12 protein-coding genes are annotated in these 14,067 nt (G+C 40.0%); 8 read left to right on the top strand and 4 right to left on the bottom strand.

Annotated features, from left to right (window positions below; genetic code table 11):
* Positions 1–6 precede the first annotated feature (6 nt).
* Entirely contained in the window at positions 7–1,194 is a 1,188-nt protein-coding gene (locus QJ048_RS03295) for an acetate kinase (RefSeq protein ID WP_282332902.1), read from the bottom strand.
* Between the two features lie 359 nt (positions 1,195–1,553).
* Between QJ048_RS03295 and recA the strand changes: the two genes are divergently transcribed.
* The gene (recA, locus tag QJ048_RS03290; RefSeq protein ID WP_282332901.1) at positions 1,554–2,564 is read left to right on the top strand and encodes a recombinase RecA; all 1,011 of its coding nucleotides are present in this window, start codon (positions 1,554–1,556) and stop codon (positions 2,562–2,564) included.
* Between the two features lie 227 nt (positions 2,565–2,791).
* Here the strand turns inward: recA and QJ048_RS03285 are convergent, their stop codons facing one another.
* Together QJ048_RS03285 and QJ048_RS03280 are read right to left on the bottom strand one after the other, a co-directional pair.
* Entirely contained in the window at positions 2,792–3,568 is a 777-nt protein-coding gene (locus QJ048_RS03285) for a FecR family protein (protein WP_282332900.1), read from the bottom strand.
* Between the two features lie 231 nt (positions 3,569–3,799).
* Entirely contained in the window at positions 3,800–4,420 is a 621-nt protein-coding gene (locus QJ048_RS03280) for a T9SS type A sorting domain-containing protein (protein WP_282332899.1), read from the bottom strand.
* A gap of 103 nt (positions 4,421–4,523) precedes the next feature.
* Here QJ048_RS03280 and QJ048_RS03275 point away from each other — a divergent pair, with 103 nt between their 5' ends.
* The 7 genes from QJ048_RS03275 to QJ048_RS03245 all read left to right on the top strand — a co-directional run bounded on the left by QJ048_RS03275 (position 4,524) and on the right by QJ048_RS03245 (position 12,050).
* Positions 4,524–4,979: a methylglyoxal synthase gene (locus QJ048_RS03275; RefSeq protein ID WP_282332898.1), complete on the top strand. Its 456-nt coding sequence runs from the start codon at positions 4,524–4,526 to the stop codon at positions 4,977–4,979.
* Positions 4,980–5,170: 191 nt separating this feature from the next.
* Positions 5,171–7,210, top strand: a complete 2,040-nt coding sequence (gene uvrB / locus QJ048_RS03270; RefSeq protein WP_282332897.1) for an excinuclease ABC subunit UvrB — start codon at positions 5,171–5,173, stop codon at positions 7,208–7,210.
* 154 nt (positions 7,211–7,364) lie between these two features.
* Positions 7,365–7,706 carry a hypothetical protein gene (locus tag QJ048_RS03265; protein ID WP_282332896.1) on the top strand — a complete coding sequence of 114 codons (342 nt, stop codon included), beginning with the start codon at positions 7,365–7,367 and terminating at the stop codon, positions 7,704–7,706.
* 602 nt (positions 7,707–8,308) lie between these two features.
* Complete coding sequence (locus QJ048_RS03260; protein WP_217791061.1) at positions 8,309–8,467, top strand: hypothetical protein; 159 nt, start codon at positions 8,309–8,311, stop codon at positions 8,465–8,467.
* 909 nt (positions 8,468–9,376) lie between these two features.
* On the top strand, positions 9,377–10,960 hold the full coding sequence (locus tag QJ048_RS03255; RefSeq protein ID WP_282332895.1) for a hypothetical protein: 1,584 nt from the start codon (positions 9,377–9,379) through the stop codon (positions 10,958–10,960).
* 7 nt (positions 10,961–10,967) lie between these two features.
* On the top strand, positions 10,968–11,447 hold the full coding sequence (locus QJ048_RS03250; protein ID WP_282332894.1) for a hypothetical protein: 480 nt from the start codon (positions 10,968–10,970) through the stop codon (positions 11,445–11,447).
* Positions 11,448–11,555: 108 nt separating this feature from the next.
* Entirely contained in the window at positions 11,556–12,050 is a 495-nt protein-coding gene (locus QJ048_RS03245; protein ID WP_282332893.1) for a hypothetical protein, read from the top strand.
* 702 nt (positions 12,051–12,752) lie between these two features.
* Here the strand turns inward: QJ048_RS03245 and QJ048_RS03240 are convergent.
* Positions 12,753–13,814 carry a hybrid sensor histidine kinase/response regulator gene (locus tag QJ048_RS03240; protein WP_282332892.1) on the bottom strand — a complete coding sequence of 354 codons (1,062 nt, stop codon included), beginning with the start codon at positions 13,812–13,814 and terminating at the stop codon, positions 12,753–12,755.
* Positions 13,815–14,067: the final 253 nt, after the last annotated feature.

The following is a 14,067-nucleotide window of genomic DNA, read 5'->3' as shown; positions in this document are numbered from 1 at the left end:
TAATCTCTACGACTTCACCAGTGCCGCCGTATCCATAGCAATCATCAACTCTTCGTTCGTATTGATAACAATTGCTTTTTTGCTTTGTTGGTTGGAAATGAGGCCAGACTTGCCACGGGTCGTTTCGTTGTTGGCTGCTTCATCAACAAAATATCCAAGCACGGCCAATCTTTCCAAGACCTTTTTCCTAAGTGAAGCAGAATTTTCACCTATACCTCCGGTAAAAATTAAAGCGTCTACCCTTGGCAGTGAAACAGACATGGCAGCAATGTATTTTGCAAGGCGGAAAACAAATATTTCGATCGCCATTTTTGCGTGTTCGTCGCCTTTTGCCGAAGCAGCTTCCAGTTCGCGCATATCATTGCTGAGACCTGACAGACCTAGCAATCCGCTTTTTTTATTTAACATATCGACTATTTCGTGAGCGTCTTTTTTCAATACGTCTGATAAGTAGCCGATCAGCGCCGGATCAAGGTCGCCGGAGCGGGTTCCCATTACAAGACCCTCGAGAGGCGTAAAGCCCATGGAGGTGTCAACACTTTTGCCGTTAAGAATGGCCGTTATACTGGCGCCGTTGCCCAGGTGCGCACAAACAAAGGCGCTATTCTCAAGCGGAATTTGTAAAGATTTCGCAGCCTCCTGCATCACGAAGCGGTAACTTATTCCGTGAAATCCGTAGCGACGCACACCATGCTCTTTGTACCACTCCATCGGAACAGCATACAAATAAGCATGTTGAGGAAGCGATTGGTGGAAAGCCGTGTCAAAAACTGCAACCTGCGGTAATTCGGGAACGGCTTGCAATGCACCTGTAATTCCTATGAGGTTAGCAGGGTTGTGTAATGGAGCATAAGGCACACACTTTTCAATAGCCTTTAGCACTTCGGGAGTGATGATCGTGGAAGAAGAAAAATATTCTCCTCCGTGCACCACTCGGTGGCCGACGGCTGTGATCTCCTTGCCCAGGCCTTTTTCGCCCAGTGTTTTTAAAATCGCCTGCATGGCAGTCTCATGATTGTTCTTTTCAAGATCAATGGTTTGGGTTTCGCCATTGTATTTTGTATGGAGAATTGCTTTTTCAAGACCCAGCTTTTCCGCGAGACCGGAAATAATTGTTTTCTGGGTATTAACCTCAATAAGTGAAAATTTGATAGAGGAGCTTCCGCTATTAATAACAAGGATATGAAGACCCATTTCAGAAATTTTTTTCAGGATTTATATTAAATACAATACATATAATGTCTATGTAAAGTTGATAGCCGTATAAAAATTAGTAAAAGAAATGACGCCGCTAAATTATTAAACTGCAGCGGGCTACGAGGTGGCGTTTATTTTAATAAGAAGTGATTAATATCATTTTTATTTATAGAAAATTTCGGCAGTGCGTTTTGAGGCGAAAGTATTGACCGTATTGGATTAGGTGAAGTTTGGGCCGATTATGATAAAAGCCAGGCCAAATATTTTAGCGAGAAATGCTAAATAAATTAGTGTTAATAAAAATCTTGTGCTAACTTTACCTAATCAATAATTTTGATCTCTAAATACTAGATTATATGGCAAACGCAGAAAATGCAGAAAAATTTAAGGCGCTGAAGCTTACGATGGAAAAGATCGATAAGGACTTCGGGAAAGGATCTGTGATGATGATGAACGAAAAGGCGACAGGACCTCAGGAGGTGATTTCCACAGGTTCAATTGGACTGGATGTGGCGCTGGGAATAGGCGGTTTGCCAAAGGGCCGTATCGTTGAGATTTACGGGCCGGAATCTTCAGGTAAAACAACGGTTGCGACGCATATAATTGCTGAAGCTCAGAAAAAAGGCGGTATGTGTGCCATTATAGATGCGGAACACGCGTTTGATAGCTCTTATGCTCAAAAATTAGGCGTAGACGTAGATAATTTATTAATATCTCAACCGGATTACGGTGAGCAGGCTCTTGAAATTGCTGACAGATTGATTCTGTCTGGAGCATTAGATGTGGTAGTAATTGACTCAGTTGCCGCGCTTGTTCCAAAAGGCGAGTTGGAAGGTGAAATGGGAGACAGCAAAATGGGTCTTCAGGCGAGATTGATGAGCCAGGCGCTGAGAAAATTAACGGCAACCATTTCTAAAACAAATACCATTTGCATATTTATTAACCAGTTGCGTGAAAAGATCGGTGTGATGTTCGGTAACCCTGAAACAACAACCGGCGGTAACGCTCTTAAATTCTATGCATCCGTTCGTTTAGATATTCGTCGTGCCGCTCAGATTAAAGACGGCGATGAAGCGATTGGTAACCGCGTAAAAGTGAAAGTGGTAAAAAACAAAGTAGCTCCTCCTTTCCGCGCTGCAGAATTCGATATCGTGTTTGGTGAAGGTATTTCCAAAGTAGGTGAGATTATCGACATGGGCGTTGAACTTGGAATCGTGCAGAAAAGCGGAAGCTGGTTCAGCTATAATACTGATAAGTTGGGACAAGGTCGTGACGCAGTTAAAAATTTGCTGCGAGACAATCCAGAACTTTCCAACGAGATCGAAGGCAAAATCAGAGAAAAAGTTAAAGAAATGCAGTCTGCATAATAAGTTTTTGAATGATGGGTTAGTTAGTAAAAGATCCCGCCTTTCCAGGTGGGATTATTTTTTTGACGGCGCACACAGATGACACGGATTGGACAGATTTACGCTGATTGGTTATAATGGAGTCTTCAAGAAATGTGATCTTGCCTTCAGTCAACTGTTTTATAAATTCACGAATCGTTCATTTAAATCTGTGTTAATCAGTCTAATCTGTGTCATCTGTGTGCTCTCTATTTCTTCAGCACCAAACTCTCTTCTTCCAACGAATATTTAATGTTATGGCTCTTGTTGATGGTTTCAAGGATTTGTTGCAGGGTTGCTTGAGTAAAAGTGTAGGTAATTGGAGGCAACTTCGAGAAATCGCCATTTAGCGTTACAGAAATACCGAACCAATTTTCCAATTCTTTCGCAAACTCGGAAACCGTGGCATTATTAAACACAAGAACATTCGATTTCCATTTATTAATTTCTGTTGTGTCAAATGTTTCCTTCTCCATCAAATCTATTGTGTGATTAATCATTACCATCTCACCGGCTTTTAATATTTCTGGTTCATTAAATTGAGAAGGATAGGCTTTATTTGCATGCAAGGTGCCGCTCACGACTTCGACGGTTTCTCCTTCGCTCGAGGCTGGCGCAATGATCCAATACGTGCCGCCTGTTGTGGTGTTCTGCAAATGCCTCGTATGTATGATAAAAGGTTTGGAGCTGTCTTTCACTACTTCAATGAGTGCGTTGCCTATCAGGCCAATTTCCCTGGATAATTTATTGAAGTCGTCAGGAACGGTAATTGTTGAGGAAGACCCAAGGGTGACCGTTGTGCCATCTGGAAGTGTAATGATTTTTCTCGCGCCTAAAACACATTTATAATTTTTTAACGAACCCGCAGGCTTCCACTCTTTTTCTTCTAGTTTGCTTTTATCCTCTTCTTTTTCTTTATGAGTATTATGGCAACTGGCGACAACGAAACCTGTCAGTAAGAACGCAGTAAAAAACTTTGAAAACATAGACTTATAAATAGTGGCGATAAAAATAGTAAGATGAAGTGGATTTGAAGTAGGAGCGAGTATTTTTTAAACCATGGAAAGTTATAAAAACAAAAAAGGGGTCAGAATAGACATTCAACCCCGTTTTTAAAATCCAATATCCTATGAAAAACCAATGCAATAATATGCTTTATTAATTACATACACAATACCACAAAGCGGTATTAGTAAAAATACTATAAAAAACTTGACTTAATTTTTGATTAATTTGTCCGTAATCCATTTATTATCATCCTTTTGTATCAATGTAAGAATGTAGTAACCTTTTTCAAGATTTGATACGTCGACGAACTGAATTCCTTGTGCAATCGATTTAGAAATGCGAATCTTACTATTCATGTCTGCTATGTACAGCATAACATTTTTGTCGGATTTTACGATTAAAAGGTTGTCGACAGGATTCGGGTAGAATTTACAAGAGAAGCTTCCTTTTACATTTATAGATTGGATCGAAGAGTAACGTGCAGAGTCAGCAATTGTATATTTTATTCTATAATAATTGCTTCCTGTCAATGGCGATTCGTCAACGAACTCATAATAATCTTGCTTAGCAACAGATCTTGTTATCGCAAGCGTTTCGAATGTTAAACCATTGCTGCTTCTTTCAATTGTATAAAAACTTGTTTCTTTGCCGTTGAGTTGTGGCTGCCATTGTAAAATAACGGTATTGTTCTCTTTCAGAAGAGGTGCAGATAAGATCAGTTCGGGGTTATTCGTTACAGAGTCTGATGGCTGTACCGGCAATGGCGCAGTCTGAGCATATCCGTTAACCGCACAGAATGCTGCTATAAGAAAGGGTAGTAAGAATTTCATTTAATGGGTTGTGAATAACATGTTAACAAACACCGTGCCGACAAGTAACAACATAAGATGAAACGGTAGATTTTTAACTTAATTGTATAAACGATATATATATATGCCTACTAGAACACTTGGAGCCCGCAAAAGGATAGCATTGGTTGCTCATGACAACAAGAAACAGGAATTAATCGAATGGGCCTTGCATAACAAGACCACGCTTGCAAAACATAGATTATACGGTACAGGAACCACGGGTACCATGATTGAGAATGCTTTGGATCAATCTGTAAATAAATTTTTAAGCGGTCCTCTCGGCGGCGATCAGCAGATTGGTGCCGCTATCGCTGAAGGCAGCCTGGACATGCTGATATTCTTTTGGGATCCAATGGAAGCCCAACCACACGACCCGGATATCAAAGCTCTTTTGCGCCTGGCAAGTGTATGGAACATTCCTATCGCCACTACAAGGTCAACTGCGGATTTTTTAATGGCCTCACATTTAATGAATGAAGATTATGATTGCATAATCGTAGACTTCTCAAGCTATATTAAGCGTGTGATAGGGCATTAATTTGAAAATTTGAGGATTTGAAAATTTGAAAATGCTTTAGGCGCATCATTTTGAATTTAGTATTTGCTTCCCGGAATTTGGGATAGCTAATCTGAAAATCGAAAAGCTTCACAAAAAGAATTTTCAAATCCTCAAATTTTCAAATTGCCTTGTGGCTCCTGCCACCTAGGACTTTTCCTTAACTTCGTAAGATGCCATTCAAACTTCATGCACCATATCAGCCATCAGGCGACCAACCGGGTGCTATTGCACAACTCACGCAAGGATTGTTAGATGGTGAAAAATACCAGACACTACTTGGGGTAACAGGTTCCGGTAAGACATTTACCATGGCCAACGTTATTCAAAATGTGCAAAAGCCAACGCTCGTTCTGACTCATAATAAAACACTCGTGGCGCAATTGTACGGGGAGTTCAAGCAATTCTTTCCGGACAACGCCGTAGGGTATTTCGTTTCCTACTATGATTACTATCAGCCGGAAGCGTATATGCCAGTGAGTGATACCTACATAGAAAAAGACCTTTCCATAAATGAAGAGCTTGACAAGCTTAGGTTACAAGCCACTGCAGAGCTGCTTAGCGGAAGACGCGATATCATCGTTGTTGCTTCTGTCAGTTGTATTTATGGTATCGGTAATCCAACCGAATTTGAAAACGGTATTGTAAGATTACATAAGGGCCAAACCATTTCGCGGCAGGGATTCCTTCACTCTCTTGTAAACTCGTTGTATGTGCGCAGCCAGGGAGAATTTGGCCGCGGAAGTTTTCGTGTAAAAGGTGATACCATCGACATCAATCTTCCCTATGTGGATTATGGTTATCGCATCACTTTCTTTGGCGATGATATCGAAGAAATAGAAAGCATTGATGTAAACACCAGCAAGCGTATTGCGAAAATTGACAACGCAGCGATCTTTCCTGCCAATTTATACATCGCTCCGAAAGACATGATGCAGCAGATCATCTATGAAATACAAGATGAGAGCAACGCACAGGTTGAATATTTCAAAGGCGTGGGAAAATTCATTGAGGCGCAGCGATTAAGTGAGCGTGTAAATTATGACGTGGAAATGATGCGTGAACTTGGTTATTGTAATGGTGTAGAAAACTATTCAAGATTTTTCGACAGGCGCCAGCCGGGAACAAGACCTTTCTGTTTGCTCGACTATTTTCCGAACGACTTTTTGTGTGTGATAGATGAGAGTCACCAAACCGTTCCACAAATCAGCGGTATGTATGGTGGCGACAGAAGCAGAAAGCTGGTGTTGGTGGATTATGGTTTCCGCTTACCATCAGCATTGGACAACAGGCCATTGAATTTCTATGAGTTCGAAAACATGTTGAATCAAACCGTATTTGTTTCCGCTACACCCGGCGATTTTGAGTTGGAGCAAACGGGCGGTATAGTGGTGGAGCAGGTAGTAAGGCCTACGGGTTTGCTTGATCCTCCCATTGAAATAAGGCCAAGCGTGAACCAAATTGATGACTTGCTCGATGAAATTGATAAGCGCGTTACAAAAGGCGATCGCGTGTTGGTAACAACGCTTACTAAACGCATGGCAGAGGAAATGGATAAATATCTGCATCGCATTAACATTAAATCGAAATACATACACAGCGAAGTGGATACGCTGGAGCGTGTTGAAATATTGCGACAGTTGAGGCTCGGTGAAATTGATGTGTTGGTAGGTGTAAACTTGTTGAGAGAAGGCCTTGATTTGCCGGAGGTGTCACTGGTAGCAATTTTAGATGCAGACAAAGAAGGGTTCCTGCGTAATGAAAAGTCGCTCACGCAAACGGCAGGTCGCGCTGCGAGAAACGTCGATGGCCTTGTAATCTTTTATGCAGATAAGATGACTGACAGTATGCAGCGCACCATTGATGAAACGACTCGCAGACGTGAAAAACAAATTGCCTATAATATTGAACATGGCATTACACCACGAACAGTTATAAAGAGCAAAGAACAAGTGTTTGCACAAACGTCGGTGCTCGACATTAAAGGCTATGATCCAATGGATCCTTATGCTATTCAGAGGGACCAGGATCTGGTGCCGGTTGCTGCGGAAGAACAGGAGCAATACAAAACCATTCCGCAAATGGAAAAAGCCATTGCAAAAATTAAAAAGGAAATGGAAAAAGCTGCCCGCGATCTCGACTTCATGGAAGCTGCAAGATTGCGTGATGAAATGTTTAATATGCAAAAGCAATTAGAAGGAATGAAGAAGTAATTAAAGAACTGAGTGGGTTGAGTGTAATATTCTTTTCTTATTTAAGCCTTCAATAATTCTCTTGTTTCGTTAGATTAGACAAGGCTGCATCGTCATTGCGAGGCCTGCGGAGAAAGGCTGGTTGCCTTACATAATTAATATCGAACAGCAGCGAGTGGCCGAAGCAATCTCGTATGAGTCGTTGCCAGAGATTGCTTCGGCCGCTCGCTACTGCACTGACTTTGGTTGTTTAATGCAGACATTCTTTCTCCTCAGGCCTCGCAATGACGATGCGACTTTCATAGTTGAAGGCCATCGGGATACAACCATTGAGCAATACTTTATGCTGAAAAAAATAGAAGAGGTAAAAGAATTGCTCGTGTGCAACGAATTAGCTTTAAGTGGAATTGCCTTTAAATTGGCCACAGCAGTGTTGCACATTATCTGCGCTATTCAAAAAACAATCGGCTTTACGCCTGATCCATTCAGACAACTGCTCGTAAACGCAAATCAATAGACGGCGCAGGCCAATAAGTGATCGTTGCAGTTATTGATTGTTGTAAAAAGGGGCGAAAATTTGTATTAAAAGGCTAAAAAACTAACAATAGTCAACTAAAAACTGCCGAAAAATTCCGTTGGGCTTCATGCGTTTTTTTTGTTAAAACGCCCGTCTGTAAAGGGTTCTAAAAATTATCTACCAGATTTGGCGTCATGAAAGAGTAATAAACTTGGTTTTAAACACGACTTTCCTCACACTACTTTTACATCATCAAACAAAGCGAACGGAAAACGAAGAGAAAGAAAAAGAGGGTTTGATAAAAAGGAGAAGTACTGAAAATGACTTCACCGCATTAAAGAGATTTTTGAAGATTTTTTCATATGGCAAGCAATCGTTAGAGGGCTGCTGTTTCTACAGCCGGCCCCTTTTTTAAAACTCTTAAAAAGCTTGCGAATTTCTTTAGATGATTGTCTTACGCGAATATTCAGCGACTTGCAGCCTGCAAATTAACTTAACGATTTTCAAATTGCATATTTAACTCTTTGGTCCTGGGGACGATGAAGTAACATTCATATATAGGTTCGATTCCTGTATTGAGTACTGAACAAAATTTAAATATTATGTCATTTATTAAAGAATTATTATTCGACAAAGAACTGGTAGCTACTTTGAAAACTACACAAGTTGATCCAGACATTCTGTACATGGAACTTATGAACGGTAAAATCACTTTGAAAGAGTATTTTGCTGCGTTGCAAACACAAGTGCCTGTAAGATAAGCAGAGCGAGGCAACAATAAAACGTTGCGATTTTTATCCGATCCGTTGAAGAAAGTGTATCAGTTTCTCCAAGAGAAAACTGATACAAACAAGCGGCGAAAAAGCAGCCGCAAAAAATGGTTCTTAAAAATACTGAGCTGGTTCATTAAAAGATAACAAAGCAAATCAAGCTTGATCTTTCCATACATGATCGCAACCGGCCACTCGCTTTACTTACACCGCGCATCCGCGCAACAGATTTCCCAATTTTATTGTGTTTACAAACATCTAAAAAGTGTTTCAGTTAAAACTGTAAACTCATTTCCAAAAGCATAAACTTTGGCAATGCAGCAACAGTTTTTCTGAAACACTTTATTTGTTTTTGTCATTTCATGATATTAATAAATCCTTTCTTAGAAGCGCAAAAGGTTCAACGGAATTACATTTGACTCCTGGTAGAAATATTTTTAAGCATTTTCCCTTAAGGGAGGCGAAGCAATAGAGCCATTTCATTTCTATGAGGTGTGAATCGCAGATCCCCGGTGTAATCCGGGGATTTTTATTTATATGCAAAACTGGATAAAGAAAATCGTGTGTGTAAATAAGAAGGAAAATCAGAGACCTTAAAATGAAAAATGGCCATAGACATGGCTGTTGTAATTCAATAAAAACTTAATTGAAAGTCAAAGTAAATGCAATTGAGAATGTGAAAGAGCAACTTGGCCTTTCTTGCAATAAATATGTCATTTCGTATAAGCGAAACAGTGACATTAAGTTTATCTTCAATCTAACCAAATATTAACTGCGCAGTTCTCCTTTCGTTAGTAACGCTCCATTTTTTAATGATTTAGCAACAAGTGACTAGCTGAGTAATGCTATTACTCGGACCTGACCAGCATTACAATTTACACACTAAAAAACCGTATTAAAATGAAAGGAAAACATTCATTAAGATTTCAATTGGTAACGCTTGTATTATTCGTTGCCTCCATAGTTGTTGCAATCTCTTGCAACAAAGATCATTCAACAGTAGACGCAGTACAGCAACAATTAACCCCGGAGGAACAAGCTGTACAAAAGGCGCAGGACTGGCTCAAAAAAAATAACTTATTGGAAAAAGTTAGCAGCGTTAAAATTGATAATATTAATGTGGCTACAGACTTTAATAACAGTGCATCAACACCAGGGAAAATTAGTACCAACTCAATAGGTTTGATACAGCGGCCCGGCACGCCTTCTACGCCAATTACGCCCACTCCGATAACGCCGGACGCGCCTTTAACAGCCAGACCACCCGCACCAATTGATGCAGTGATAATATGGGATGCCCCAACGCTTAAAACTAACGGCTGCAAGCCAATGCTGGCCGTACCGTACAAAATAGACAGAACTACATTAACAGGGTATAAAGGCAGCTTGCCAATCGACGTTACTCTGATTTTAAAAGACAGTGGGGATGACAATTACCAGGTTGCGAGAAAGATCAGTACAACAGTATATGAAAAGACAGGTGAAGGACTCGTGCCAGGAACGGTTATGCAAGAGCCTGTAACGTATGAGTACTACTATGATCTTAACGGAAACCTGCTTGAAGCGTGGCGCAAAAATAGAATGGGGCAATATGAGTATTTAGATTTGCTTTCACCAAACAGGCCCGAATCTCCTATCAGTAGCACTTGTGCCGGTACTATAACAGTTCCTTTTGTTGCTATGAAAGGATGTGATGAAAGTTCAACTTGCACGTTTGTGTATGGCACGAGGACAATAGGTTGTGATAGGCGCTTAGAAGATTGGGGGGACTTATGCAGCAAAATCGGAGGCGGTATTCCTACCGGAAGCGGTGCTGGTTTTGGCAATCATACTGATTATGCACCTGATAGTATGAAAGTAGAATTGAAAAATCTTTGTTTGGTTAATGCGATGGCATTTGTAAATGATCAGGATTGTAAAAATGTTTTCAGAGGAATAATGGAACGTTGGAGTGTGGACGATAAATACGACGTTGTTGTTTTTGAAGATTCAACATTGAAAAGCACCATCGCCGGACAAACAGATGCAAGAACTGGCACGTTTCGCGGGGCACTTAATGCCGCTACCTTTAAGATTGGGCTTAATATTAATACATTACCACATTCATCTTATGAATATGTAACTTCTACCATTATGCACGAGGTCATACATGCGTACCTGACAGAAATAAAGGGCGCGAAGTTTCACGACTTCTCGGAATTTGGTAACTATACACAAAACGATGGGACATTTAGTTTCACTCTTGATTATCCAGGCGTATCAGGTGGTCATGAAACCTATTCGTTTTATGACATGATCGGTTGGATGAAAGATGCCATGAAACAATTATTCCCTTATCTTTCGGACAGAGAAGCATGGGCAATTGCATGGGGAGGATTAGAAAAGACAAGCGCATTCCTTGCACTTCCGATCGCTGATCAGAATTATATCAAGCAAGTAAACTATGAACATTCTAGCGGACAGAAGGGTATAACATGTCATTAAAAATATTATGAATAAAAAAATTCTCTTTGCGTTATCCGTACTGGTTGCAACACAGTCCATATATAGCCAAAATATTACAACAGCAAAGAGCCTCAACGATAAATTACTCCAGTGTAGTAGGGTGTGGCCGGGCTCAACTGCTGCTTACTTTATGGAGTACACAATAAGAGGTAATTCGCTGGAGGCAGTGGACACTACGAACATGATACATGGTTTGTTCACAGTAGATATACTGGCATTTTACAAAACAAATGCGGCTCATATTTCCTGGAAGTCTATTGTCGACGCGCAAGCATTTGGCAAGCAAAAAGTCAAGGTGATCCATCCCGTATTTGTTTTGACTGATTGTTGCGGCGATACATCTTACAGTAGTGACCAATGTTTTCTTGATGTGAAAAAAATGTTTTTTGATAAGGTTTTTAATGCAAAAGGAACTGTGATAATGATGGAGCCGTTGGTTGTACATATTCCTACGATTCAAAAGTGACAGCTTTTTCAGACCAATTCATATTATAGGCGCCGCTTTCAAAGCGGCGTTTTATAAAATTTCTAATAAAAAACCTCATGGTTTCGATGAGTATCAACCTTACATATTATGTATAAAAAAATCATAACTGTGCTATGCGTTCTATTCGCAATGCAGTCATTGCACAGTCAAACTATTACAACAACTGAATTGCTTAACAAAAAACTACTTAATTTTTGTGTTCGCTCTAGTCCGTCTGTCACATCCATTTATTATTTGGAATATCGGATACAAGGAGATTCTTTGATTGATATAGATGCGGGCAGTATAACCAATGCCTTGTTCAAGGAGAAAATATTGGAATTTTACGAAGAAAACACCTCTAACATTTCATGGAAGTCTATACTTAAAACGGATGGATCTTGCTCGAAAATAATGAGAGTAGTTCATCCCATATTTGTTTTGGTGGAAGATGACAAGGGCGTCAGGCTAGGAGCTGACGATATACTTCCTGAGTTCGTAAATCTATTTTCTAAAAAAATATTCAATTCAGGTGATGGAAAAGGCGCTCCGTTTATTATGATGCAACCGTGGATTTATATGTTCGCAGCGAAGTCGCTTTAGTTAATAAGTTTTGTACTAAAATTCAATTGCTTTTTGGGAGCGTCGCTTAAGAAAACAACACGACTGTCAAAAATGAAAGTTAATAGGTCATGAAAAAATCTGCTATCATCATCGTATGCTTGTTAATCACTTTTTACACAGTTTATAGCCAGGCCCGGACAATAAAAAGTGCTAGCCAACTTATTAACAATCTGGTAAAAGATTGCAAAATAACAACTCGGAATAATTCTGTAATCTATTACGTTGAGTATATCGTTAAAGGCGACTCTTTAATGATGGTTGACTACAGGGATATAATAGATACACTATTGCGGCAGTCAGTAGAAAACTGTATTAACAAGAACGCGAGCAACATTTCATGGAAATCTATTCTAGCTATTCAGGGCGAATGTTCAACAATGTTTAGTGTAGTGCAACCTTTCATAATAGAAAGTGTCACACATCAGGATAAAGAAAACGGAGATGAATTCGGAATTCTTTATGAAACATTTTTTTCTCGATTGTCATGCCAGCGGGGGGTGCCTTTCCTCCTGCCTTCCATACATTTTGTAACCGGGTCTGTTAAATGTAGCTTTCCCGCAACGCCACCATCAAATTGATGCAAATAAAAAATAGCCACAATGAACCGAGTCACTGTGGCGTTCAAAAAACGACTGTGTGAGCAAGAAAAACCAAATCCAGATCATCCTGTGATAAATATTTTTACGCAAAAGGGATTTCAATGTTCAATGTATAGCCTTGTTGCGGTGCAGTTGTTATGTAAAGCTTACCCTCGTGCATTTGTAAGCGTGTTTCAATGTTTCCCAAACCTTGCCCCTGGTATTTATTCTCAGTGTTAAAACCAATGCCATTATCCTTAATGGTAAGATAAAAATTGTTTTTGCTTGTTCGCAATTCAATCTCTGCTTTATTGGCCCGCGAGTGTTTCAGGATATTGTTAAGCTGTTCCTGTACTATTCTGTATATAGTTAGCTTCTCGCTGTTACCGAGTTTGTCAAAAGCGACGTTTCTTATTGTTAGTTTTATTTGCAGGCCGTGGCGCTTGTGTATTTTTTCGACCATTTCTTCAAGCGCTTCATTCAAACCAATATCAAACAATGCGGAGGGCACGAGCGATTGTGAAAGGTTGCCTATTTCTGCAATGGCCCGTGAAATGTATTCGCCACTTTTTTCTAAAAGATCGTTGCGTTTTTCATTTTCATTCATCGCAAGGTTGATGCAAAGCTTTGCAGTAGCCAGCACCTGGTTAATATTTTCGTGCAGTTCGGCGCCAATCTCTTTTCTTTCCTGTTCATGTGTTTGAATGGTGGCCCGGGCAATAAGCTTTTGCGAATGGAGGCGATTTTCAGCAAACTCATCAACGATCCTTTTTCTTTCAATACTGTATTGAATCGTCTTCGTTAAAACTTTTTCATCAAACTCTCCTTTCAATAAATAATCCTGGGCTCCATGTGCAATCGTGGAAAGAGCAACCTGTATGTCTGCAAGCTCCGACAGCACCACAATAGGAATTCCGGGAGCCTTCGCATTGATTTGAATGAAAGATTCCAGCCCTTGACTATCAGGTAAAGTGAGATCAAGAAAAATGAGGTCGGCCGAAAAAGATTTTTTATGTAAAAGTGAAACGGATTCGTGCAGAGATTTAGCCTGAACAATTGTTCTGACTGACAAGGCAGCAAGGGAAAGATACTCAGAAAGGATCACAAAATCCGTCTGAGAATCTTCAACCACCAATATGGTAAGAGGTTGCAACAAGTCAATCATTACAAAACGGTTAGGGTACAGAAACGGGGTTAGCTCTAAACAATTTTATCTAGAATTTTTCAATTTTGCAATAGTGATGAAACATTTTTTTTAAGACTTGAGCAGCATCATTTAAATGTTGATTTCGTCTAATGTATAGGGTTTGGTCGGCTCTCTATTTATGTCGTTGACTGGCGTAGGTTTTTGGAACAGGAAAAAATAATTATTATTTTCCAGCGTTTGCATAACCGTTCTGAATATGATGGGTTGGGAA

The sequence above is a fragment of the Pinibacter soli genome (assembly GCF_029961145.1).
Lineage (GTDB): Bacteria > Bacteroidota > Bacteroidia > Chitinophagales > Chitinophagaceae > Pinibacter > Pinibacter soli.
Note: the sequence above shows the minus strand (reverse complement) of the source record. Positions and strands in the feature narration are given on the sequence as shown.

Bases quoted from the DNA above. Each gene is read 5' to 3' on its own strand.
- QJ048_RS03295 (WP_282332902.1), bottom strand. From the start codon at position 1,194: ATGGGTCTTCATATCCTTGTTATTAATAGCGGAAGCTCCTCTATCAAA.
- recA (WP_282332901.1), top strand. From the start codon at position 1,554: ATGGCAAACGCAGAAAATGCAGAAAAATTTAAGGCGCTGAAGCTTACG.
- QJ048_RS03285 (WP_282332900.1), bottom strand. From the start codon at position 3,568: ATGTTTTCAAAGTTTTTTACTGCGTTCTTACTGACAGGTTTCGTTGTC.
- QJ048_RS03280 (WP_282332899.1), bottom strand. From the start codon at position 4,420: ATGAAATTCTTACTACCCTTTCTTATAGCAGCATTCTGTGCGGTTAAC.
- QJ048_RS03275 (WP_282332898.1), top strand. From the start codon at position 4,524: ATGCCTACTAGAACACTTGGAGCCCGCAAAAGGATAGCATTGGTTGCT.
- uvrB (WP_282332897.1), top strand. From the start codon at position 5,171: ATGCCATTCAAACTTCATGCACCATATCAGCCATCAGGCGACCAACCG.
- QJ048_RS03260 (WP_217791061.1), top strand. From the start codon at position 8,309: ATGTCATTTATTAAAGAATTATTATTCGACAAAGAACTGGTAGCTACT.
- QJ048_RS03255 (WP_282332895.1), top strand. From the start codon at position 9,377: ATGAAAGGAAAACATTCATTAAGATTTCAATTGGTAACGCTTGTATTA.
- QJ048_RS03250 (WP_282332894.1), top strand. From the start codon at position 10,968: ATGAATAAAAAAATTCTCTTTGCGTTATCCGTACTGGTTGCAACACAG.
- QJ048_RS03245 (WP_282332893.1), top strand. From the start codon at position 11,556: ATGTATAAAAAAATCATAACTGTGCTATGCGTTCTATTCGCAATGCAG.
- QJ048_RS03240 (WP_282332892.1), bottom strand. From the start codon at position 13,814: ATGATTGACTTGTTGCAACCTCTTACCATATTGGTGGTTGAAGATTCT.